General features: G+C 67.3%; 16 protein-coding genes and 4 tRNA genes. 9 read left to right on the plus strand and 11 right to left on the minus strand.

What is annotated here, in order from left to right:
- Positions 1-64: 64 nt before the first annotated feature.
- The 6 genes from pgsA to F0U47_RS11880 all read right to left on the minus strand — a co-directional run bounded on the left by pgsA (position 65) and on the right by F0U47_RS11880 (position 6,329).
- On the minus strand, positions 65-670 hold the full coding sequence (gene pgsA, locus F0U47_RS11855) for a phosphatidylinositol phosphate synthase (RefSeq protein WP_438362063.1): 606 nt from the start codon (positions 668-670) through the stop codon (positions 65-67).
- Between the two features lie 52 nt (positions 671-722).
- Positions 723-1,268 carry an HIT family protein gene (locus F0U47_RS11860; protein WP_246159583.1) on the minus strand — a complete coding sequence of 182 codons (546 nt, stop codon included), beginning with the start codon at positions 1,266-1,268 and terminating at the stop codon, positions 723-725.
- The gene (locus tag F0U47_RS11865; RefSeq protein ID WP_149750703.1) at positions 1,265-1,993 is read right to left on the minus strand and encodes a TetR/AcrR family transcriptional regulator; all 729 of its coding nucleotides are present in this window, start codon (positions 1,991-1,993) and stop codon (positions 1,265-1,267) included. The genes F0U47_RS11860 and F0U47_RS11865 overlap by 4 nt, the downstream gene beginning before the upstream one ends.
- A 228-nt stretch (positions 1,994-2,221) precedes the next feature.
- Positions 2,222-3,184 carry a glycoside hydrolase family 25 domain-containing protein gene (locus F0U47_RS11870; RefSeq protein WP_149750704.1) on the minus strand — a complete coding sequence of 321 codons (963 nt, stop codon included), beginning with the start codon at positions 3,182-3,184 and terminating at the stop codon, positions 2,222-2,224.
- An 8-nt stretch (positions 3,185-3,192) separates the two neighbouring features.
- A complete protein-coding gene (gene thrS, locus F0U47_RS11875) occupies positions 3,193-5,181 on the minus strand; it encodes a threonine--tRNA ligase (protein WP_149750705.1) in 1,989 nt (662 codons plus the stop codon).
- Between the two features lie 104 nt (positions 5,182-5,285).
- Positions 5,286-6,329, minus strand: a complete 1,044-nt coding sequence (locus tag F0U47_RS11880) for a hypothetical protein (protein ID WP_149750706.1) — start codon at positions 6,327-6,329, stop codon at positions 5,286-5,288.
- Positions 6,330-6,508: 179 nt separating this feature from the next.
- Between F0U47_RS11880 and F0U47_RS11885 the strand changes: the two genes are divergently transcribed.
- Entirely contained in the window at positions 6,509-7,264 is a 756-nt protein-coding gene (locus tag F0U47_RS11885) for an MBL fold metallo-hydrolase (RefSeq protein ID WP_149750707.1), read from the plus strand.
- 6 nt (positions 7,265-7,270) lie between these two features.
- On the opposite strand, the gene F0U47_RS11890 is transcribed toward F0U47_RS11885, so the two are convergent.
- Both F0U47_RS11890 and F0U47_RS11895 read right to left on the minus strand, forming a co-directional pair.
- Positions 7,271-7,342 (minus strand) — tRNA-Val (locus tag F0U47_RS11890).
- A gap of 125 nt (positions 7,343-7,467) precedes the next feature.
- The gene (locus F0U47_RS11895; protein WP_149750708.1) at positions 7,468-8,289 is read right to left on the minus strand and encodes an aminotransferase class IV; all 822 of its coding nucleotides are present in this window, start codon (positions 8,287-8,289) and stop codon (positions 7,468-7,470) included.
- A gap of 128 nt (positions 8,290-8,417) precedes the next feature.
- Here F0U47_RS11895 and F0U47_RS11900 point away from each other — a divergent pair.
- The 6 genes from F0U47_RS11900 (at position 8,418) to F0U47_RS11925 (ending at position 14,986) form a co-directional block, all read left to right on the plus strand.
- Positions 8,418-8,490, plus strand: a tRNA-Gly gene (locus F0U47_RS11900).
- A 27-nt stretch (positions 8,491-8,517) separates the two neighbouring features.
- A tRNA-Cys gene (locus F0U47_RS11905) sits at positions 8,518-8,591 on the plus strand.
- 12 nt (positions 8,592-8,603) lie between these two features.
- Positions 8,604-8,678: transfer RNA gene (locus tag F0U47_RS11910), tRNA-Val, on the plus strand.
- A 290-nt stretch (positions 8,679-8,968) separates the two neighbouring features.
- Positions 8,969-10,438: a type I restriction-modification system subunit M gene (locus F0U47_RS11915; protein ID WP_149750709.1), complete on the plus strand. Its 1,470-nt coding sequence runs from the start codon at positions 8,969-8,971 to the stop codon at positions 10,436-10,438.
- The gene (locus F0U47_RS11920; RefSeq protein ID WP_149750710.1) at positions 10,435-11,616 is read left to right on the plus strand and encodes a restriction endonuclease subunit S; all 1,182 of its coding nucleotides are present in this window, start codon (positions 10,435-10,437) and stop codon (positions 11,614-11,616) included. Before F0U47_RS11915 ends, F0U47_RS11920 begins: the two co-directional genes overlap by 4 nt.
- Before the next feature lies 1 nt (position 11,617).
- Complete coding sequence (locus F0U47_RS11925) at positions 11,618-14,986, plus strand: DEAD/DEAH box helicase family protein (protein ID WP_149750711.1); 3,369 nt, start codon at positions 11,618-11,620, stop codon at positions 14,984-14,986.
- 12 nt (positions 14,987-14,998) lie between these two features.
- Here the strand turns inward: F0U47_RS11925 and F0U47_RS11930 are convergent, their stop codons facing one another.
- From F0U47_RS11930 to F0U47_RS11940, 3 genes are read right to left on the minus strand one after another with little or no spacing between them, the layout of a single operon-like run.
- Positions 14,999-15,532 carry a helix-turn-helix domain-containing protein gene (locus F0U47_RS11930; protein WP_188111315.1) on the minus strand — a complete coding sequence of 178 codons (534 nt, stop codon included), beginning with the start codon at positions 15,530-15,532 and terminating at the stop codon, positions 14,999-15,001.
- 8 nt (positions 15,533-15,540) lie between these two features.
- Positions 15,541-15,813 (minus strand): hypothetical protein, encoded by a 273-nt coding sequence (locus tag F0U47_RS11935; RefSeq protein WP_149750713.1) that lies wholly within the window; start codon positions 15,811-15,813, stop codon positions 15,541-15,543.
- The gene (locus F0U47_RS11940; RefSeq protein WP_149750714.1) at positions 15,810-17,336 is read right to left on the minus strand and encodes a hypothetical protein; all 1,527 of its coding nucleotides are present in this window, start codon (positions 17,334-17,336) and stop codon (positions 15,810-15,812) included. The genes F0U47_RS11935 and F0U47_RS11940 overlap by 4 nt, the downstream gene beginning before the upstream one ends.
- Before the next feature lie 297 nt (positions 17,337-17,633).
- On the opposite strand from F0U47_RS11940, the gene F0U47_RS11945 reads away from it, so the two are divergent.
- Both F0U47_RS11945 and mobF read left to right on the plus strand, forming a co-directional pair.
- Entirely contained in the window at positions 17,634-19,763 is a 2,130-nt protein-coding gene (locus tag F0U47_RS11945; protein ID WP_149750715.1) for a GmrSD restriction endonuclease domain-containing protein, read from the plus strand.
- An 847-nt stretch (positions 19,764-20,610) separates the two neighbouring features.
- A complete protein-coding gene (gene mobF / locus F0U47_RS11950; RefSeq protein ID WP_149750716.1) occupies positions 20,611-23,259 on the plus strand; it encodes a MobF family relaxase in 2,649 nt (882 codons plus the stop codon).
- The last annotated feature ends 149 nt before the right edge of the window (positions 23,260-23,408 follow it).

A 23,408-nucleotide genomic window follows, 5' to 3' on the forward strand; every position in this document is an offset into this window, starting at 1 on the left:
CTCGGCCATGCCCCGCTTGACCTTGGTCGTGCCCAGTTCGTGCTGCTCGCTCATGCCTACGATTCTAGGCGGCCGGAGGCTTCTCCTCCGCATCGGCAGCCGCATCGAGGACAGCGGCCTGGCGGTAGACCTTCCGCACCCGGAAGACCACGGTGTAGGCGCTCGCGGCGGCCAGCGCCCAGAGGGTGACGAACATGAGGATCGGCAGGTCGAAGATGTCGGCGAGGCCGGTCATGACGAGGATCGAGACGAGCCGGTCGGCGCGCTCGGCCAGACCGCCCTTGGCGTCCATGCCGAGGGACTCGGCACGCGCCCGGGCGTAGGAGGTCACCGAGCCCATCACCAGGCACCAGAGCGTCACGCACAGGTAGAGGTAGCTGTCGCCGGGCCCGGCGAAGTAGAGCGCCAGACCGCCGAAGATCGCGCCGTCGCCGATCCGATCGAGCGTGGAGTCCCAGAACGCCCCGAACCGGGACTTCCGCCCCAGGGTCCGCGCCATCTTGCCGTCGATCAGGTCGCTGAAGACGAACGCGGTGATGAAGAGGACGCCCGACAGCAGCTCGCCGCGAGGGAAGAACGCCAGCGCGCCGACACAGACTCCGACCGTGCCGACGAAGGTCACCGCGTCGGGGCTGATCCCCAACCTGATGAACAGCTTGACGAAGGGCATGAGAACGACGCCCTGCCAGAAGTCCTTGAAGCGGTCGAGCACGACGCAGACGCTATCGCCAGGCGCCGACCAGCAGGTCGCGGGTCTCCTCGAGCAGCTGCGGGATGGCCTTCGTGCCCGAGATGACGGTGATGAACCCGGCGTCGCCGGTCCACCGCGGCACGACGTGCTGGTGGAAGTGGCCGGACAGCGAGCCGCCGGCCGCTCCGCCGAGGTTGAGCCCGATGTTGAACGCGTGCGGCTGGGCGATCCGCCTGATCGTCCCGATCGCCTGCTTCGTCAGCAGCGCCACCTCCGCGGTCTCCTCGTCGTCGAGATCGGTGTAGTCGGCGACGTGCCGGTACGGCAGGACCATCAGGTGACCGGGGTTGTAGGGGTACTTGTTCAGCACGGCGTACGACGTCGCGCCCCTGGCGACGACCATCTCGTCGTCGCGCGACGTCTCAGGGTCGGGCGTGATCCGGCAGAACGGGCACGCCGGCAGGTCGGGGTCGTGGGCAACAGCCTCGTCCGACGCGTTGCGGACGTAGGCCATCCGATGCGGCGTCCAGAGACGCTCCAGGCCGTCGGGATCGGTCATCTCTTCGGGTGAAATCACCGTTCGGACTTCTCCATGACGCTGAGGAGCTCGCTGAGCGGGACGTCGGGCACGGTGATCCCCCGCATGTCCGCCAGGCCCTTGATCTGGAGCCAGATGGAGTCGGCCAGCAGGTCGGCGAACCCCTTGGCCGTCGGCACCGCCTCCATCCGGGACTGCCAGCGCTTGACGCCGGAGAAGACCGCACCGATCAGGGCGAACACCCACGGGTCGAGGCCCGCCCGGTCGGCGGCGCTCAGCTCGACCCCGTGGTAGTCGACCACGGTGTTCATCAGTGCCTCGATCTGCTCGGCGATCCGCTCGATCGCCTCGGAGAGCGGATGCGGCCCGGGCCCGGGGAGCTCGAGCTCGATGAACCAGAACAGCGTCGGGTGCTCGACCGCCCAGTTCACCACGCCCTCGATGACGGCGCGGATGATCTCGATCGGCCTGCCGTCGTACGACAGCTTCGCGAGCAGCTTGGCGCCGAGGTCCTCGCAGATCTTCGCCTGCACGGCGAGGTCGAGGTCGACGCGGTCGTGGAAGTGCCGGTAGAGCACGGTGCGGGCGAGCCCCGCCTCCTCGGCGATCAGCTGGACCTGGATGTCCTCACCCGGCTCGGAGCGCTCCAGCACGCGGATCGCGGCGTCGATGATGACCCGCCGGCGCGCCTGGTTGTGCGCCAGCCAGCGCAGCCGTCGGCCGTCGCCGCCGTACTCGGCGCCGTCGGTCGCCTCGTCCGCCATCGGAACTTCGCATTCCTCTCATGAGCCCCCGGAAAGTCCTGCCCGCAGCGTAGCCGCCGCCGGGCGCGGCTGGCCGATCGCCGCCGGTCAGCCGCCACCGGCGGTCGCCCCCAGGCACGCGCGGCAGCGTGTCGCACGGCGGCGAAGCCGCACGGTGCGAAGCCCGCGGGCCGAGCTTGCGATGGCCCGGGCGGCGAGCACCGTCTGCGACACGCTCGCGCCAATTGATCAGTACTGGTGGAACCAGCGGCCGAGGTCCTCGGAGATGCCGGGGCAGGTGACGTTGTGGTCACGGTTGTCGGCGACCCACTGGCCGAGCACCGCGGGCCCGCCCTGGATCGACCAGTCGTCGCCGCAGCGGTTGAGCGCCTCCTCGCGGGACGTCTCCCCCGCCGCGCGCCACTCGGGGACGCCGAGGCGGAAGTCGCCGACGACCGTCTCCCAGAGGTACGGCGTGGAGTACACCCCGATCGCGTAGCCGGCCTCGGTGTAGCCGCGGGCCGCGCCCTCGACGACGGCGGCGTTGGCGCCCGGGTCGTCGCTCCACTCGAAGTAGGGGACCGGCTCGACGTCGATCCAGACCAGGGGCGACTGCAGTCCTGCGTCGATCATCGAGTCGATGTTGAAGCGGGCCTGCTGGTAGCCGACGTTGCGCAGCCGACCCTTGAGGCTGCCGCCGTCGTAGGGGCCGTCCCAGGCGTAGAGCTCGAGGGTCTCCTCGTCGGGATAGCTGGAGACGGCGTACGCCGCGGCGAGCAGCTCGCGCTCCTGCACCCACGCGACCTGGTCGGCCAGGCACGGGTTGGGGGTGAAGCCGGGGCCGTTGGTCAGTCCGATGACGACGAACTCCGCCTCGGGCACCGGCATCGGCAGGCCCAACGACTGCTTCTCCGGGATGCCCATGCCCTCCGGGCACTGCGGCCAGCTGATGTCGGCGCCCTGCACCGGCCCGTCGCGCGGCGGGATCGTGCCGGCGGCCTCGTTCGCGAGGTCCTCAGCCATGTCGGCGAGGTTGCTCGCCTCGTCGCCGGGCTCGCCCTGCCCGCTGGGGCTGTCGCGCTTCTTGCCCTTGTCACCCTTCGGGGCGTCGCTCGTCGTCGTGTCCGCCCGGGGTTCCTCGCCGCCCTCCTCGCCGCACGCGCCCACCAGCGTCATCACGAGGACGACGGCGGTGGCGAGCGCGCGGCGCATCGCGGTGCTCAGACCTGCTCGCGCGACGCGATCGCGGCGGCGACCCGATCGATGGCCTCCGCGACCGGGACGCCGTTGTCCTGGCGCCCGTCGCGGTAGCGGAAGGACACCGCGCCCGCCTCGACGTCCTGGTCGCCGGCGATCACCATGAACGGCACCTTCTGGAGCTGCGCGTTGCGGATCTTCTTCTGCATCCGGTCGTCGGAGTCGTCGACCTCCACCCGGATGCCGCGCGCCTGCAGCTGCCGGGCGACGTCGTAGAGGTAGTCGTGGTGGCGCTCCGCGATCGGGATCGCCTCGACCTGCACGGGCGCGAGCCAGGGAGGGAACGCCCCGGCGTAGTGCTCGACGAGCACTCCGAAGAACCGCTCGATCGAGCCGAACTTCGCGGAGTGGATCATCACCGGCTGCTGCTTGGAGCCGTCGGGCGCGACGTACTCCAGGCCGAAGCCCTCCGGCTGGTTGAAGTCGTACTGGATCGTCGACATCTGCCAGGTCCGGCCGATCGCGTCCCGCGCCTGGACCGAGATCTTGGGGCCGTAGAACGCAGCGCCGCCGGGGTCGGGGACCAGCTCGAGGCCGGTCTCGACGGCGGCCTCCTCGAGGACCTTGGTGGCGACCTCCCACTGCTCGTCGGTGCCCATGAACTTGTCCTTGGAGTCGTCCCGGGTCGAGAGCTCGAGGTAGAAGTCGTCGAGGCCGAAGTCGCGCAGCAGGCTGAGGACGAAGCCCAGCAGGTGCTTGACCTCGTCGGGGGCCTGCTCGGGCATCACGTAGGAGTGCGAGTCGTCCTGGGTGAGGCCGCGCACGCGGGTCAGGCCGTGCACGACGCCGGACTTCTCGTAGCGGTAGACCGTGCCGAACTCGAAGAGCCGCAGCGGCAGCTCGCGGTAGGACCGCCCGCGCGACCTGAAGATCAGGTTGTGCATCGGGCAGTTCATCGCCTTGAGGAAGTAGCGGCTGTTCTCCATCTCCATCGGAGGGAACATCGTGTCCTCGAAGTACGGCAGGTGCCCGGAGGTGTGGAACAGCCCCTCCTTGGTGATGTGGGGCGTGCCGACGTACTGGAAGCCCTCCTCGATGTGCCGGAGCCGGACGTAGTCCTCCATCTCCCGCTTGATCACGCCGCCCTTGGGGTGGAAGACCACCAGGCCGGAGCCGATCTCGTCGGGGAAGCTGAACAGGTCGAGCTCGCGGCCGAGCTTGCGGTGGTCGCGCTTCTCGGCCTCCTCGAGCCGGTGGAGGTAGTCGTCGAGGGCCTCCTTGGTCTCCCAGGCGGTGCCGTAGACCCGCTGGAGCTGCTTGTTCTTCTCGTCGCCGCGCCAGTACGCCGCAGCGGAGCGCATCAGCTTGAAGGCCGGGATCCGCTTCGTGGTCGGCAGGTGCGGGCCGCGGCAGAGGTCCTTCCAGGCCACCTCGCCGTTGCGGTCGATGTTGTCGTAGATGGTGAGTTCGCCGGCGCCGACCTCGGCTCCGGCGCCCTCGCCGATCGACTCAGCGTCGGCGACCTTGGACTTCAGGCCGATCAGCTCGAGCTTGTAGGGCTCGTGGGCGAGCTCGGCCCGCGCGTCGTCGTCGGTGGTCACCCGGCGGGAGAACCGCTGGTTGTCCTTGATGATCTTGCGCATCCGGGTCTCGAGCTTGGCGAGGTCGTCCGGGGTGAACGGGGTCTCGACGTCGAAGTCGTAGTAGAACCCGTCCTTGATCGGCGGGCCGATGCCGAGCTTCGCGTCGGGGTAGAGGTCCTGGACCGCCTGCGCCAGCACGTGCGCGCAGGAGTGCCGCAGGATGTCGTGGCCGTCGCTGCTGTCGATCGCGACACCCTCGACCTCGTCGCCGTCGACCAGCTCGTAGGAGAGGTCCTTGAGCTCGCCGGCGACCCGGGCGGCGATCACGTCCGGCTGGTCCTTGAAGAGCTCCCAGGCCTTGGTGCCGAGCGTCGTCGTCTGCTCCTGCCGTTCGCCGGCATGGACGCGGACGACCTTGATCTCGGACACGGGGCGACTCCCTGCAGGTAGGCGGCAGCGGCCCGGTCCGGCCGCTACCTCGATGGTATCGAGGGTTCGCTCGGAGGCCGGACCGGATTACCGACCCGCGCCGATCAGGTGCTGCAGGGGTTCCCGAACGGCGCATAGACGCTTGCGCTCGCGACGAGCACCTCGTGGTTGTCGTAGGAGCCGTTGAGGACGAGGTGGACGGCGCTCTGCCGGCGGTAGGGCCAGCCAGCCGGCTCGGTCCGGTTCAGCCAGAGGACCCCACCCGCGACGGGGATCCGCCTCTCGTCGGTCACCGCGCCGATCCTGCGGCCGTTCAGGACCAGTCCGCTCACCCGGCTGGCGGAGGTGAACGACGGAGGATCCCCGATCACGACGCAGCGCGCACCGGCGGTCGCCCACGCCCCGTCCAGCCGGAGGTCGAGGCCGGGCCCGGTGATGTGGAGCGTCGCGACCGACGCCTCCACATCGGCGCCGTCGCCGACGAAAGGCCGGGTGTCGTCGGGGTTGGGCCACGGGACCGTCGACGCGCGGGACCGGGTCGCGCCGACCTCGACCGTGTAGCCATGCGTGCCCAGGGGGCCCGGGACCCGGTTGGTTGCCGTCGTGGGATCGCTGGTGTCCGTGGACGGACAGCCGTGCTCCGAGCCGATCGACACGTCCTCCTCGGCCGTGGGGCCGAAGTCCGTCGGCACCGACGCGTAGTTCCACACCTCCACCGGGTGGGTCTGGCAGGACCACGAGCCGCCCCGGTCGCTGTTGAGGACGCGTCCGACGCCCCATGGGTCGGCCATGGGTGCGCCTGAGGTGTTGGACAGCGTCACGACGAAGCTCTCGTCGTTCGCGGTGCTGGACCGGCGCAGGACCTCGACAGCCAGCTGTTCGCTGACGTCACCCGGCACGAACGTCAAGGTCCCGGAGGTGGCTCGGATCGCCGGCGCCGACGCCGAGTAGTCCACCGTCACGGTGGTGGCGACCGGCTGGTCGAGCGTCACCGTGAAGACGGCCGGTGCTTCGGCGTCGGGCCAGCTGGGCTCGACGACGGTCACGTCGTCGATCGACAGCCCGGGGCCGGTGGCGTGGACCGGCCCGACCGCGAGCGGAAGGGCTGCCACGCCGAGCACCAGTGCAAGAAGAAGTCGCTTGACCATGTCGGATCCCCATGTCCGGCAGCCCGGGACGACGTCAGGCGACGACCGCCGATCGGCCTCCATGCTGCTCCTGCCGCGACCCCACGTCCATCTTCAGCCGCAGGCGGTCTGGACCAGCGGCCCAGCCTTACGACAGGCGATGCGGCGCATGTCGACGGGCCGACTGCCAGGATGCCGACATGAACGAGCTCGAGGTCGTCACCGCCGACAGCGACGTGTTCCTCTGCCGCGGGCGGGACGTCAACTGGGTCCTCCTCCGCGAGGGCACCGACCTGACCCTGGTCGACACCGGCTATCCGGCGTACGCGCCACTGGTCGAGGAGTCGGTACGACGCATCGGCGGCCGGCCCGAGGACGTCCGCGCGATCGTGGTGACCCACGGCCACGTGGACCACATCGGCGGGCTCGCCCACTTCCACGCGAGGTACGGGACGCCGGTCCTCGCCCACCCGGCCGAGGTCGCGCACGTCCGGCGCGACCACCTCGAGCAGGCCACGCCGGTCCAGGTGGCGCGCAACTCGCACCGTCGCGGCGTGCTGGCCTGGTCGCTCCGGATCGCCCGCGCCGGGGCGCTGCGCGACGTCGCGTTCGCCGAGGTGGAGGCATTGACGCCCGGCGCGCCGCTCGACCTGCCAGGCCGGCCGGTGCCGGTCCCGACGCCCGGCCACACCAGCGGGCACACGGCGTACTTCGTGCCGGCGGCCGGGGTGGTAGCGACCGGCGACGGCCTCTGCACCGCGCACGCGACCTCGCGGACGGAGGGACCGCAGCTGATCGCTCGGATGTTCCAGCACGGCGACGACGTCGCGGGACTGGACCCGCTCGACGGACTCGACGCGGACACGGTGCTGCCGGGCCACGGGCCGGCGCACCGGGGCCCGATCGGTGCTGCTGTCCGGGCGGCGCGGGAGGCGGCCGACGCGCGGACGTGGTGATTCGGGTGGGCGATACTGGGTTCGAACCAGTGACCTCTTCGGTGTGAACGAAGCGCGCTACCACTGCGCCAATCGCCCGGATCGTGATGCGACGCATGACTTTAACGCATCGCGACCCGTGATCCGGAATCAGGGGCTTCGGCCCGATCTCGGCTCTTCCTCAGCCCAGGTGGTGCAGCAGCGAGCCTCGAAACCAAGGCCCGTCAGCGACCCAACATCTCCGGCTCTCGCGCACGCCACGCGGCCATCGCCTCGCGGGTCACTGGCCCCGGCGCGGGGAGGTCGCGGTCGTCCCACCGGGTCACACCCTGCACGTCACGGGTCGTCGACACGAGGAAGATCTCGTCCGCGCCGGCCGCGACGTCGATCGGCTCGTCGACCTCCTTGCCGCCGAACCACTCCAGGAGCAGGCGGCGGGTGACGCCGGCGAGGCAGCCGCTGGCCAGGCTCGGGGTCCGCAGCTCGCCGTCGACGACATAGAAGACGTTGGTGCCGGTGCCCTCGCACAGGTGGCCCTGGAGGTTCGCGAACACCGCCTCGGTCGCACCCTTCTCCCGCGCGGCCGCGAGGGCGACGACGTTCTCGGCGTACGACGTCGTCTTGAGCCCGGCGAGCGCGGCCCGCTCGTTGCGGGGCCAGGGCACGGTGACGACGGTCGTGGTCTCGGGCGCGGGATCCATCGGGGAGGCCACGACGATCACGGTGGGGTCGGCACTCCCCCGGCCCGAGCCCAGCGGCGCCGGGCCCGCGGTCACCGTGATCCGCAGCCGGCCGAGCGGCAGTGGGTCGCTGTCGAGCACGGCGGCCACCCCGCGTCGTACGACCTCGGGGTCGACGCCCTCCAGCCCGAGCCCGTTCGCCGACCGCTCGAGCCGGTCGAGGTGGAGGCCGAGCGCGAACGGCTTCCCGTCGACGACCTTCACCGCCTCGAACACCGCGTCCCCGACGGTCAGGCCGTGGTCGGTGACCGGAACAGCAGGAGCACTGGGGTCTGCGAGCACCTCACCGTTGATCCACACACGCATGCGCTCACCCTACGGAGGGCGCGGCACGGCCGGTCCGTGACCCGGTTTTGGCGGTGCCAGGGCGATCGGCTACTGTTCTCACGCGCACCAGCCGCACCGGGGAATCTCCGGTTCGGAGGGAGTCGCAGGCGGACGTAGCTCAGTTGGTAGAGCGCAACCTTGCCAAGGTTGAGGTCGCGAGTTCGAGCCTCGTCGTCCGCTCGGAGAGGTCAGACCCAGGCCTCCACTGGTGGGTTGGCCGAGAGGCGAGGCAACGGACTGCAAATCCGTGTACACGGGTTCAAATCCCGTACCCACCTCCACAACTCCATCTAGGGCGATTGGCGCAGCGGTAGCGCGCTTCCTTGACACGGAAGAGGTCACTGGTTCAAACCCAGTATCGCCCACCACGTTTCCGCAGGTCAGAGGCCACTTTCACAAAGGCACTTTCTGGCGGGGAATATTCAGGGAATAAGGAGCGGCCAGTTCTGACCGCTCCTGTCCTACTTTTGGGACCGGTGGTTGAGGTGCGAGGAGCACTGGCGACGAGCCTCGAAACCTCCGGACGTGCGCGCCCCCCACGTGCAGGCGACGATCCGTCGGCGGGTCATGAGAGCTTCTCCGGCTGTGCGGATGGACCGGCAGCAGGAGGTCTGCCATGTCCGGACGAACGAACCCGCCTCTGACTAGGGTGACTGCCGTGATCACGGGCGAACTGAAGAGCAAGATTGACCGCGTCTGGGACGCCTTCTGGTCCGGCGGCATCAGCAACCCGCTCGAGGTCATCGAGCAGATCACCTACCTGCTCTTTATCCGGCGCCTCGATGACCTGCAGACCCTCGCGGAGAAGAAGGCGCGGATCACCGGCGGTCCCATCGAGGATGCGAAGTTCCTGCCCGGCCAGGAACACCTGCGGTGGAGTCGGTTCAAGAACCTCGACGCCGACGTGATGTACCAGACCGTCGCCACGCAGGTCTTCCCATTCCTGCAGAAGTACGGCGAGCAGGTCGGCGGTGACGACTCCACGTACTCCGACCACATGAAGGACGCCCGGTTCACCATCCCGACCCCGGCGCTGCTCTCGAAGGTCGTCGACATGCTCGACACGATCCCCATGGAGAACCGGGACACCAACGGCGACCTCTACGAGTACATGCTCGGCAAGATCGCATCGGCCGGCCAGAATGGGCAGTTCCGCACCCCGCGGCACATCATCAAGCTGATGGTCGACATGACTGCCCCGCAGCCGACCGACGAGATCTGCGACCCGGCGTGCGGCACAGCCGGCTTCCTGGTCGCCGCGAGTGAGTACGTCCGCGAGCACCACCCTTCAGCGCTCACCGACGCCACCCAGCGCAAGCACTTTCACTCGTCCATGTTCCATGGCTACGACTTCGACAACGTTATGCTGCGGATCGGCTCGATGAACATGCTGCTGCACGGTGTGGAGTCACCCGACATCCGCTACCGCGACTCCCTGTCCGAGGGCGCCAGCGAGGATGCCGAAAAGTACACGCTGATCCTGGCCAACCCTCCCTTCGCCGGCTCGCTGGACTACGAGGCGACTTCGAAGGACCTGCAGCGGGTGGTGAAGACGAAGAAGACCGAACTGCTCTTCCTCGCGCTCTTCCTTAAACTCCTCAAACCAGGTGGTCGCGCCTCGGTGATCGTCCCCGACGGCGTGCTCTTCGGCTCGTCGAAGGCGCACAGGGAGCTGCGAAAGGTGTTGGTCGAGGACCAGAAGCTCGACGCGGTCGTAAAGTTGCCCTCGGGCGTCTTCAAGCCGTACGCCGGCGTATCCACCGCGATCCTGTTCTTCACCAAGACCGACGAGGGAGGCACCGAGAACGTCTGGTTCTACGACGTCCGAGCGGACGGCTTCTCCCTCGACGACAAGCGCATCCCGATCGAGGTCGACGACCTGCCCGACGTCCTCGCTCGCTGGCAGAAACTCGAGGCCGAGACGGACCGCGCCCGCACCGACCAGTCCTTCCTCGTCCCCAAGGCGGACATCGTCGGCCAGGGATACGACCTCTCCCTGAACCGCTATAAGGAGGTCGAGCAGGAGGAGGTCGAGCACCGCGCACCGCTCGAGATCCTGGCCGACATCGAGGTCCTGGAGGACGAGATCGCCAAGGGCCTCGCCGAGTTGAAGGCCATGCTCACGTGACCACCGTGACCACCGTGGCCCTCGGGGAACTCGTGGACTTCTACAGCGGGGGCACACCGTCCAAGTCCAAGTCCGAGTTCTGGGCCGGCGATGTGCCGTGGTTTAGCGCCAAAGATATGAAGAGGTCGCGCCTCCGTGACTCCACCGATCACATCTCTGACGAGGCGTTCCGTTCGACTCCCCTGCGGAAGCTTCCCGCCGGAACCATCGCAATGGTCGTCCGCGGGATGATCCTCGCCCACACTGTCCCGATCTCCATCCTCGACGTCGACGCCGCGATCAACCAGGACTTGAAGGCGCTGCTACCCAAACGTGACGTCGATACGGCATTCCTCGCCGCGATGCTACGGGCGCAGCATGACGAAATTCTGTCCAGGGTGAGCACGGCCGCTCACGGCACCAAGAAGCTCGACTCGCGCGTGCTGGAGGAGTTACGGATTCCGCTCCCATCGCTCCCCGAGCAGCGCCGCATCGCCGGGATCCTCGACCACGCAGACACTCTCCGCACCAAGCGCCGCCTAGTCCTCACTCACCTCAACTCCCTAACCAAGTCGATCCTCGATGACCTGCTGCGGAGCGGGTTCGACCGCGTTGCGTTCGGTGACTTGATCGCGGACGGTCCGAAGAACGGTCTCTACCGCCCGTCGTCGGACTACGGTTCGGGCACCCCGATCGTCAGAATCGACTCCTTCAAGTTTGGCTCCGGCGTGATCGCAATGGACTCCTTGAGACGACTCCGGGCATCTGACAATCAGATCGTCGAATTCGCCCTCGCTCCGGGCGACCTCTTGGTGAACCGCGTCAATAGCCGGGAGCATGTCGGGAAGACCGCCATCGTCGGTGAACTTCAGGAACCCACCGTGTTCGAGTCGAACATCATGCGCGTCCGGGTTGATCAAGAGCGACTGCTGCCCAGGTTCGCCGTGGAGTTCATGCAGACCAAAGACGTGCGAGCCCAGGTTGCCCCTATGACTAAAGACGCGGTCAACCAGTCGAGTATCAACCAGACCGACGTCCGTAGCATCCAGATCCCCCTCCCGCCCCTTGACCTCCAACACGAGTTTGCCGCCCGGGTTGGCCGCATCGACGGCCAGCGCGGCTCCATCCATCGTTCCCTGGCTGCTGACGACGAACTCTTCGCCTCTCTCCAGTTCCGCGCGTTCAGAGGTGAGCTGTGAAGTGAGCAACTTCGACTTCGTCAAGACCAGCCTCCCGGCCGTTCACGCGGACTGTGTACGTGCGGAGTCATACGTGTCGAGCGATCCGGCGGCGGCGTCCTTCTACAGCCGCAGGGCGATCGAGCAACTCGTCGGCCATCTGTACGACGTGATGGGCCTCCGCGCGCCGTACCAGAACGACTTGGCAGCACGGATCAACGACTCAGCGTTCAAGGCCAAGGTTGGCAACGGGATCGCGCAGAAGTTCAATCTGATCCGCCGAGTCGGCAACACCGCAGCCCACGAGAGCAGGCCGATCCAGCCGCAGGTCGCGCTGCAGGTGCTGCGCGAGCTCTTCCACGTCGTCGTGTTCGCCGCCTACCGCTACTCGACGGATCCACAGAGTGTGCCGACGAGCAAGCAGTTCGATCCCGCGATCGCCGCGAAGCTGGCTCCGCTCTCCCGCCACGAGCTCGCCCAGCTGGCGGCGAAGTTCAAGGCGCAGGACGAAGCCCACGCCAAGGCGCTTGCCGAACGGGACGACCTGGCGGCGGCGAAGGACGCGGAGATTGCGACCCTCAAGGCGCAGATCGCGGCTGCGCAGGCTGTCAACACGAAGCCGGATGACCACGACTACTCCGAGGCGGACACGCGGCGACTGATCATCGACGTCCTGCTCGCCGAGGCCGGCTGGCTCCTCGAGGACAAGCGCGATCGCGAGTATCCGGTGACCGGCATGCCGAACAACAACGGCACGGGATTCGTCGACTACGTGCTGTGGGGCGCCGACGGTCTTCCGCTCGCGGTCGTCGAGGCCAAGCGCACGACCAGGAGCCCCCAGGTCGGGCAGCAGCAGGCCAAGCTCTATGCGGACTGCCTCCAAGCGGAGTTCGGTCGGCGGCCGGTGATCTTCTACAGCAACGGCTACCAGCACTGGGTGTGGGACGACGCCGCCTTCATCGCCTCCGGCTACGCGCAGCGGGAGGTTCAGGGTTTCTACACCCGCGACGAGCTGGAGCTCATGATCCAGCGCCGCCAGACTCGCCTACCGCTGGCCGGAGCGGCGGTCGACAGCAACATCGTCGAGCGGTACTACCAGACCCGCGCGATCAAGGCGATCGACACCGCGTTCGACAAGCGCGAGCGTGAGGCGTTGCTGGTGATGGCGACAGGGTCCGGCAAGACGCGAACGGTGATCGCACTGGTCGACCAGTTGATGAAAGCGAACTGGGTCAAGCGGGTGCTCTTCCTCGCCGACCGGACCGCACTCGTCAACCAGGCCGTCAACGCCTTCAAGACTCACCTCCCCGGAGTCACGACGGTCAACCTGGTGACCGAGAAGGTGACCGATGGCCGGATCTACGCGTCGACGTACCCCACCATCATGAACCTCATCAATGACGTCGATGACGGCAGCCGGCGCTTCGGGCCGGGGTACTTCGACCTCATCGTCATCGACGAAGCCCACCGGTCCGTGTACCAGAAGTACCGGGCCATCTTCGAGTGGTTCGACTCCTACCTGGTCGGCCTGACCGCCACCCCTAAGGACGAGGTCGACCACAACACCTACCGGCTCTTCCAGCTCGAAGACGGCGTCCCGACCGACGCCTACGGCCTGGACGAGGCGGTCGGCGACGGTTTCCTCGTGCCGCCGTTCGGCGTCTCGGTCGGCACCAAGTTCCTCCGCCAGGGCATCTCGTACGACGAGCTCTCCGAGGAGGAGAAGGACGAGTGGGACGCCCTCGATTGGGGTGAGGACGGGCCTCCGGATGCGATCGACTCCGAGGAGCTCAACCGCTTCCTGTTCAACGAGGACACGGTCGACAAGGTGCTCGCCACCCTGATGACCGATGGCCACAAGGTCGCGGGCGGCGACCGCCTCGGCAAGACGATCGTATTCGCCAAGAACCAGGCACACGCCGAGTTCATCGAGCAGCGCTTCAACGTCGCCTACCCGGAGTACGGCGGCGAGTTCGCCCGCATCATCACGTACCACACGACGTACGCCCAGAGCCTGATCGACAACTTCTCCCAGCCCGAGAAGGCGCCGCACATCGCGATTAGTGTGGACATGCTCGACACGGGCATCGACGTGCCAGAGGTCGTCAACCTCGTCTTCTTCAAGATGGTGCGATCGAAGTCGAAGTTCTGGCAGATGATCGGCCGCGGCACCCGACTGCGCGCCGACCTGTTCGGCCCCGGCGAGGACAAGAAGGACTTCTTCGTCTTCGACTTCTGCGGCAACCTCGACTACTTCAGCCAAGACCTTCCTGGGTCCGAAGGCTCGCTACAGAAGTCGCTCACCCAGCGCCTCTTCGAGTCACGCCTCGGGCTCATCGTCGCTCTCGATGGCGCCGGCGCCGAGCGCGAACTACGTGAACCGACCGTCGACTGGCTGCACGAGATCGTCGCCGGCATGAACCTCGACAACTTCCTGGTGCGAGCCAAGCGCCAGCAGGTCGAGACCTGGGCAGATCGCAATCGATGGGCTTCGGTATCCAAGGACGACGCGACCGAGATCGTCGAACACCTTGCCGGGCTGCCGTCGACCGTGCGCGATCCCGACGAGGATGCCAAGCGGTTCGACCTCCTCGTGCTCCGCCGGCAGCTCGCCCAACTCGAGGGCGACGCCGTCGCCGCCGAACGAATCCGGGAGACGATCCAGGCGATCGCGACCGCGCTTCTGCCCAAGAAGAACATCCCCTCCGTCGCGGAGCAGCTCGCCCTGATCGACGAGGTCGCGGGAGACGAATGGTGGGTCGACGTCACACTGCCGATGCTCGAGGTCATGCGGATGCGACTGCGCGGCCTCATCCGGTTCGTCGAGAAGACGAGGCAGAACCCGGTCTACACCGACTTCGAAGACACACTCGAGGACCCGACTCTCGTCGACCTGCCGCAGGTGACGTCCGGGATGAACTGGCAACGGTTCCGCGCCAAGGCGCAGGCCTACCTGAAGGAACACGAAGACCACGTCGCGCTCCAGCGGCTGCGCCGCAACAAGCAGCTCACTCCGGAAGACCTTGACTCACTGGCGGAAATGCTGATCGCTTCGAGCGGTGACCAGCAGGTCGACCTTGCCTGGGTTACTGAGCGCGCCGGCTCCCTCGGCCCGTTCATCCGCTCTCTCGTCGGACTCGACCGAGCAGCGGCAAACGAGGCTTTCGCGAACTACCTCGACGACTCGAGGTTCTCCGTCGAGCAGGTTCGCTTCGTATCGCTGATCGTCGAAGAGCTCACCGCCAACGGGCTCATGGAGCCGGCCAGACTCTACGAGTCGCCGTACGTCGACCATGGACACGTCGACATGATCTTCCCGAACGACTTCGAGGTCATCGTCGACATCCTGCGCGACGTGAACGCTCACGCCATACCCGAGGACGTCGCGTGAGGTAGGCGTCTCTTAGCCAGCCTTTTTCCTCGACAACCAGGCCGTGGCGATCGCGGCTGCGACCGCGGTCCCGATCCCTGGCACGATCACGGTCCCGATGGCGGCGGCGGCGAGCGGTCCAGCCGAAATGCCAGCCAGTGTCGCGGCCGCCGTACCCATGGCCACCGCCTCTGCACGGTTCTTCGCAATCCCCGAACCGAGGAGCCGGTCCATTGTCTTCAGCTGCCCGGCGTCAAGGAACGAGTTGATGTCCCTCGCCTCCTGACTCTTCGGCGCCTCGGCAATCGCATGAAGCTCCTCGCGGTCGAGCAGCAGAAACATCGGCGAGATCCCCAACGCTGCCGCAAGACTCGCGATCGTCGACAGTCGTGGGTCGCCGTTCGCGCTCGCACCACCTTCGAGCTGGTTGACCGTTGCTCTGGAGACTCCCGCTTGGTCCGCAAGTTGTTCCTGCGACCACCCGAGCGCGCCCCGAGCGGCCGTGAGGTTCCTCGCGACAGCGTCCTTCGCAGTCGCGACAGACACCGACCGCGCGGTCTCGTCCACCCGTGTGCTCACGCCGAGGCCTCGCGCACGGCAAGTTCCTCATGAAGCCTCTCGATCTCAGCGACGAGGATGAGGATCTGGTCGTTCTTCTCGTCGAGCCGAGATCCCAGCGATGCGAGCTCCTCCTCCTTCGACCGTAGGTCCATGTCGACCTGCTGAAGACTCGCGCGGCACTGAACCTGATCCTGCCTGCGCTTGGCTTGCTGGTCGGCTCCATACGCCGCGCAGGCGACCCCGACCAGGCCGCTGACGGCCACCAGAAGGCGCCGATCCATCTTCATGCCATCCTCCTGGTTGCTCCGCCGACTACGTCGCCCACGGCGTTGAGCGGCGCGAGCGGCGATTTCGTGGTGTTCATGACCTGGTCGAAGACGCCATCGGTGTCGGCACACCTGCTGACGACGCCCTCTACTTCGGTCCGGAACGTCGACATACGCTCCGCGATGTCATTGGCAAGCATCTCGTCGGTGGCGATCCTCTGAGCCAGCATCCGGTCTGCCTCACGAGCCTTAACGATGAGGGAGCGCCCTCCCGCCTGAGCGCCCACGACCACGGGCACACCGACGAGCCCGAGTTGGGCTATCACGAGAGGGAGCAGGTCAAGGGCTGCCTTCGCAGCGACTCCGCCAACCGCATCTGCAACGCTCACCTCCACGCGGCGGGCCGCTCGGACTTCTGCGACAACGTCGCCGCCCACGGCGATCACGACGGAACCGACGGCGACGCTCCGCTGCGCCAGTTCCTTTGCAGCCTCCGCGGTCATCCCGAGCGCTCGGATCGCGAGGTAATAAACGGCGGCGTCGGCAACTGCTCCCCCACCCGCGACGGCGGCGGCGACTCCGGCCGACGCGGCGACCGACCTCGCGTCGACCTCGCTGCCGGTCATGCGCTGCACGACAAGTGAGACGACGGCTGCCGACGCGGCTGCGGTCGCGGCGCTGCCACCCACGCGGCCGGCCACCCGGCGCGGGCTGTAGGCCGACGCAAGATCGTCGCGGAGTTGCAGGAGCTCCTGACGTGCCACTGGATCGAGTTCGTCGGCCTTGGACGCCCTGATGTTCGCGATCAGCTGATCGGCACGCGCTTCGAGATCGGGAAAGCCCCTCAGCCGGACACGTGCTTCCTGGAGACGCCTCGCCTGTCCCGCCGTGGTGAAAGCGTCCGCGGCGACCCGCGGAGTGCCGTCGGCGTTGACATAGCGGGCGTCGACGTAGCCAACCTTCCCGTAGCCCGGCGTGTTCGCCATCTTGACTAGGCTGTCCGCGACGTACTGCGATCCGCCGGTCTTGACCTGCCCATTGGGCTTCCAGATCGCCCGTCTGTAGCGGTGGTCGTCGAATGCGAAGACAAGGTCCTTGCGGCTCGATGAATCCGGCGCGATGCGAATGTCGAGAAGGTTCCGAGAGACGTTTGTGGGCGCGTTGACGATTCCGACGTCGATGCCCGCGTGAAGCTCGCGGTAGTCAGCGACGGCCACCACCTCCGCCGCAAGGCCGCGAGGGTTCGCGCCACTGGCGAACGCATGCAGGGGCCTTTCCGCCGCGGCCATCCGCTCCGACGTCGCTCGGCTCAGGCCGTGCCGTTGCGCGGTGCCATTTCGGACGACGATGCCCACCCGGCGGACCTCCTGGTCGATGCAGGCGATGGGGTGGGTCTGGTTGAGCGCTTCCTTGAACACACGACCCTGTCCGAGCACGCCGGGATCGACGACCGGGCGAGCGACGACCGTCGGGTGGGCGACGGCGGAGGCGGCGCCGGCGCCGGCCAGCGCGGCAGAACCGTCGTCGGGATCGGTCGTGTTCATGACGCTACAATGACAACCACAATCGGAGATGTCAACTATAGTCAACATTTGTGATTGAAGTTGACTTGGCGGCGCCCCTCAGACGCGCCGATCCCGACCCTCCAGGAACTTCTGGCCTTCACTATTGGTCGTAGGTGGATGCGAGAACTTCTGAGCATCGGGAAGTTCTCGCATCGCGCGCCGCACCGACGTCAGCCACATGGCTAGCCTGTCAGTCGATTGTTTGTCGATCGGAGGATCGTTGGTCAACTCAGGATCGACGACATCGAACACCCCGGCGCCGGGAAAGGAGTAGCAATGGCCTACCAGATCCCGCTCACCATCAAGGACACACTCGAAAGCATCGCTCAAGGCAAGTTCGTGCTGCCCGCGATCCAGCGTGAACTCGTCTGGGCTCAGGAGCCCGAGCGGATGACCCGCCTGTTCGACAGCATCCTCCGTGGCTATCCCGTCGGGACCTTCCTCTTTTGGAAGGTCACCCCAGAACAGTCGAAGACCTTCCACTTCTACGAGTTCATGTTGAACTGGCACGAGCGGAAACACCGACACAATGACCGCTTGCACTTGGCAGATCCACGCGAACTCACCGCCATCCTCGACGGGCAGCAGCGCCTGACGACGCTGAACATCGGTCTGTACGGCAGCCTCGCTCACAAGCTTCCACGAAAGCGGGTCGACTCGATCGACGCCTACCCGCCGAAGCGCCTGTACGTCGATCTACGCTACGAGCCGACAGAGGATGACGATCTGCAGTTCGGATTCAGCTTCCTGACCGACGAGCAGGCGCGAGATCGAGACGGCCACCACTGGTATCGCGTGGGCGGCATCCTGGATGTTGTCGAGCCAGGCGAGCCGATCTTCGAGTACGTCACGGAGAACGGCCTCACGAGCACGCCAGCTTTCCGTACGCTGTCCCGCCTATGGAAGGCCGTGCACGAGGACGGTGTCGTCGCGTACTTCGAGGAGAAGGAACAGAGCCTGTCGAAGGTGCTCGACATCTTCGTTCGCGTCAACAGCGGAGGAGTCGTACTCACGAAGAGCGACCTGCTGCTGTCCATTGCGACGGCTCAGTTCGAAGGTCGGGACGCTCGCGAAGAGATCCACGGACTCGTCGATGACCTCAACGACACCAAACCGGGCTTCAAGTTCACGAAGGACCTCGTTCTCAAGGCGGGACTGGTGCTGACGGACATCAGCGACGTCGGCTTCCGAGTTGAGAACTTCAGCGCCAAGAACATGAAGATCCTGGACGACAAATGGGACGACGTTGAGCGAGCACTCCGAATCGGAGTCAAGCTCCTGTCGTCCTTCGGGTTCTCGGAGAGCTCGCTGCCCGCCGCCAGCGTGCTCATTCCAGTGGCGGACTACATCCACCAGCGAGGCCTGGACGACAATTACGTGACGTCAGCGGCACCTTCGGTCCGCCAAGACCGTGCCCTGCTCCGCCACTGGACCATCCGTACCATCCTTAAGCCGGGCATCTGGGGCAGCGGGCTCGACCAGCTTCTTCGCTCGCTGCATCAGGCACTGCGGGACAGCACCGGCGGCTTCCCGATCGACGCGATCGAGGCGGAAATGGCGAGGCGCGGCAAGTCGCTCTCGTTCGACGGTGCCCTCCTCGACGAGCTCGTCGATACGCCTTACAAGCACAAGCGCTCGTTCGCATTGCTGACGCTCCTCTATGACTGGGTCGACACACGCAACGACTTCCACGTCGACCACGTGTTCCCGCGGAGTCTCGCCACTGCCGCAAAGCTTCGGGCTAATGGGGTACCGGAAGCGGATTTCGCCGAATTCGCCGACAAGATCGAGCGGCTCTCTAACCTGCAACTGCTCGCCGGTCCGGAGAACCTCCAGAAGCGCGCTCAGCTTCCTGCAGACTGGGTTCGTTCCCAATACGCCGGCGAAGAGGCGCGGAACGCCTGGCTTGCCGGTCACGACTTGCATGGACTGCCGACCGACCTGGTCGACTTCCTCCCGTTCTACGATCGGCGCCGGGCCGTCGTGCGGGCGCGACTTGCGAGTCTGCTCGGCGCAGGCACCGAGGAGATCCGCGAGAGTGCCGTGCTGACCCCCGCGCTGCCACCGATGCCGGCCTCCGAGGAAACGGCGCCACCGCGGGTCGCAGTGAAGCACGCTGCCCAGGCCGACGGCTCGGAGTTGGCCGCCGGACGACGGCACTACCAGACGTCGCTAGCCGACCTGGTCGCCAGCGGAATCGTGTCGGCGGGGACTGTCCTGCACGCGAACTACCGAGGCCGCGACTATCGGGTGACAGTGACGGCAGACGGGATGCTTTCGGATGGCACGGAGCGCTACGAGTCACCGTCGCAGGCAGCGCGACTGCTCACGGGGCAAAAGGCCGTGAACGGTTGGGCGTTTTGGATGACCGGCGACGGCACGCAGATCCGCGAACTCCGAACCTGACTGCGATGTTGTCCCATCGACTCGTTGCGTCCCCTGGGACCGTCATCGCCGCTTTCCCAACCCAGGTGATCCGGCCTGGGCAACGACGAAGACGCCTTTGCCTTTGGAGTTCCGACACGTCTTGCACTTGGCCTTCTTCCAGCCCGTTGACGCGTCCGGTCGATACGTACGCCCACAAGTTCTGCAGATCTTGCCACCGTCCCTGAGTAGGCATTGCTCGCACATCGCATAGCGGCCGTACCGCGGCCGATTGTTGTTACATCGCGAGCACTTCACCTTCGGCCGGGCGACGACTTCCCGCTGCGTTCCCGCGGAGATCGACGACACCACGCTCGGCACTGACCCGGCAGTGCGAGTTTTCGCCGGCTGTTTGGATCGCGGCTTCGAAGGGGCAGCCTTCTTGGTGTCACCTCTGGCCCGGGAGTTTGCTTGCCGCTTCGCGAGTCCGTGGGCGCACTGAGACTCGGGCAGGTCGCAGATCTCACAATGCGAAAGCACGCTCACATCAGATCATGCAATCGCGGGGCTTCGCTCGCGTTCGGATCGGCAGCCTCGGCATCCTCAGATCGCCGCAGCCCGTGCTTCGATCCCCGGAACCCGCACGACGGTCGGCATCGACGACACCCTCGGCTCTCTAACCTCGCCTCACTGCCCAGTCGCCCCACCCCACCAGACAATCCTTAACGACTATTGACGACCCCGAAATCTCCCCGGCCCCACACACCCTCCACCCCCCCAAACTGAGCGGCACGCATGCTACGAAGGTTCGTAGATCGGCTCGCCCGCCTGGGCGGGCCGAGCGTCATTTCAAGGCTATGTGACGACCGCTGACGGGTGGTGACGAGGCGTGCATGGTGGGGTCAAGTTCTACCGCGGGTCCGCCGCGGCCGCGCGTTCCTACGTCGAGGCCGATCGGTCTCGCGTGGATGACTACTACCTCGCCGAGGGCACCGGCGTCGCCACCAGGTACGTCGCCACCGCTCCCCCGGCGGCGGAGGGACGCGACGGCATTGCTGTTGTTCAGGGTGGAGTGACGCTGGACGGGGACGCCTACGAGTGGTGGGTCGCTGGCTACGACACCAAGGGCCAGCCGAAGGGTCGGCTCCGGACGGACGAGCGTGGGCTGCGGTTCGTCGAGGTCGTGGTGAACGGTCCGAAGACCTGGTCGTTGGCGGCGGCACTGGATCCGGAGATCGCCGCGGCGTACGACGCGGCCCAGGAGCGGGCCGCGGTCGAGATCATCGGCTGGCTGGCCGAGCACGCCACCACCAGGGTCGGGCCGCGCGACCGGCAGGTGCAGGTGCCGGTCGAGAAGATCGAGGCGGCGGTGGTGCGGCACTACACCTCCCGCGCGGGCGACCCGCACCGCCACCTCCACCTGCAGGTCAACGCCCGCGTCTGGGCCCAGGGCAAGTGGCGCGGGCTGCACTCGGTCGGCGTAGTGGACAGCATCGAAGCCATCAACGGCATCGGCCACGCCGTCGTCGCCTGCGACCCCGAGTTCCGGCAAGCCCTCGCTGCTCATGGCTACACCCTGGACCCCGAGACCGGCGAGGTCGCCGAGCTCGCCTCGTACGCCGGTGCCTTCAGCGCCCGGGCCGCGCAGATCACCCGGAACATCGACCGCTACGAAGCTGAGTGGCGCCACGACCACCCCGCGCAGGAGCCCGGTCCGGCGTTGCGACGGGCCTGGGACCGCCGCGCATGGTCCGAAGCCCGGCCCGACAAGATTGTGCCCACCGACGGCACCGAGCTCCGGCGCCGCTGGATCGAGGAACTGCACGAGCTCGGCTTCACTCCCCCAGCCACGGTCCACGAGCACGCGGGTACGGCAATCGGTCGGGTCAACCGGGACGCGGTGGCCGATCTCGTGCTGTCCCGGTTGGGCGCGCGCCGGTCGAGTTGGAACGCAGCCGACATCCGCGGCGAGGTCGAACGCATCGTCGCCAGTCTCGACATCGTCGCGACCACCGCCGTACGGCGTGAGCTCGCCGAGGACCTGACCGATCGGACCGTCGCCCGATGCGAGCTGTTGCTGGAGCGCGACGACGTTCCTGAACACGTGCGCGCGCTCACCTCCCGTGAGGTGCTCGACGTCGAGGCCGATCTCGTGGCCCGGCTGGCCGGACGGGCGGAGACCGCCGGCGCTTCCGACCGGGTCGGCCAGGGCGTTGCTGGACGGCGGCTCGACGCTGCCCAACGCGAGGTGGTCGCCGCGCTGGCCGGCACGCACCGGCTGGTGGTGATCGAGGGCGCGGCCGGTGCCGGGAAGACCACGACGCTGGCCGCCGCCCGCGAGCTGTTGGCGATGCAGGACCGGCGGCTGGTCGTGGTGACCCCGACCCTGAAGGCTGCCCGGGTCGCCGAGCAGCAGGTCGGCACGGACGCGTTCTCCGCAGCGTGGCTGATACATCAGCACGGCTACCGGTGGAACGACGACGGCGACTGGTCCCGCGTCCAGGCCCAACCCGATGCCCGGGCGCGGCTGCTGCCCGGCGACGTACTCCTCGTCGACGAGGCCGGCATGCTCGACCAGGACACCGCTCGGGCCCTGCTCACCATCGCCGACCAGGCCCACGCGCGGATCGCGTTCGTCGGCGATCGGCACCAGCTGCCCGCAGTCGGACGCGGGGGCGTCCTCGACCACGCCACCCGCTGGGCACGCCCCGAGGCCACGGTGACCTTGGACACCGTTCACCGCTTCGCCGACCAGGAGTACGCCGACCTCAGCCTGCTCATGCGCACCAGTGAACGCAGCGGTGATGTGTTCGACGCGCTCCTCAGGCGCGGAGAGATCGTGGTCCATCCCTCCGAGGTCGAGCGCCTCGCCGCGCTCACCACCGCGCCCACCACGAGTGAGGAGATCATCGTCGCCGACACCCGCGAGCAGGTCAGCGTCGTCAACGCGACCATTCGGGACCAACGGCTCATCACCGGACAGACGAATGCGTCAGGATCGGTCACCACGGCTGCAGGTGAACGGCTCGGACTCGGTGACCGGATCGCCACCCGCCGCAACGACCGCGACCTCGGCGTGGCCAACCGCGACTGCTGGACGGTGACCGCCGTCGAGCACGACGGCACCCTCCACGTGCACGGGCGCGCCGGTGACCGGGTGTTGCCTGCGCCGTACGTCCGTGATCACGTCGAACTCGCCTACGCCACCACCGTCCACGGCGCCCAAGGCGAGACGGTCCGAACAGCGCACCTGCTCGTCGGCGAGACCACCGGCGCCGCCGCGGCGTACGTCGGCATGACCCGAGGCCGCGACCGCAACATCGCCCACCTGGTCGCCGACAACATCGATCACGCCCGGTCGCAATGGATCGAAGTGTTCAACCGCGACCGCGCCGACCTCGGCCCCGCTCACGCACGCAACCGCGCCCTCGACGACATCGACCGCTACGGCGCCAGCGCAGCCCGCCGCCGTCAGCGCCACTGGGACGAGCCGGCGCGTATCCCCCAGGCCCGGCCCGATCGCGGCATCAGCATCTGATCGTCCACTTTCGGGGGGACGCCGCTGACCAGCGCAAACAGGCACGTACCCCCGCGAGATCAACCGCCGGGGGGTACGGAAACGGTGACGCTCCCCCGGCAGGGTCAGCTCAGCCCAGCTACCGACCGGACCGGTCCGTTCGCAACCGA

This window comes from Nocardioides antri (assembly GCF_008373765.1).
Lineage (GTDB): Bacteria > Actinomycetota > Actinomycetes > Propionibacteriales > Nocardioidaceae > Nocardioides > Nocardioides antri.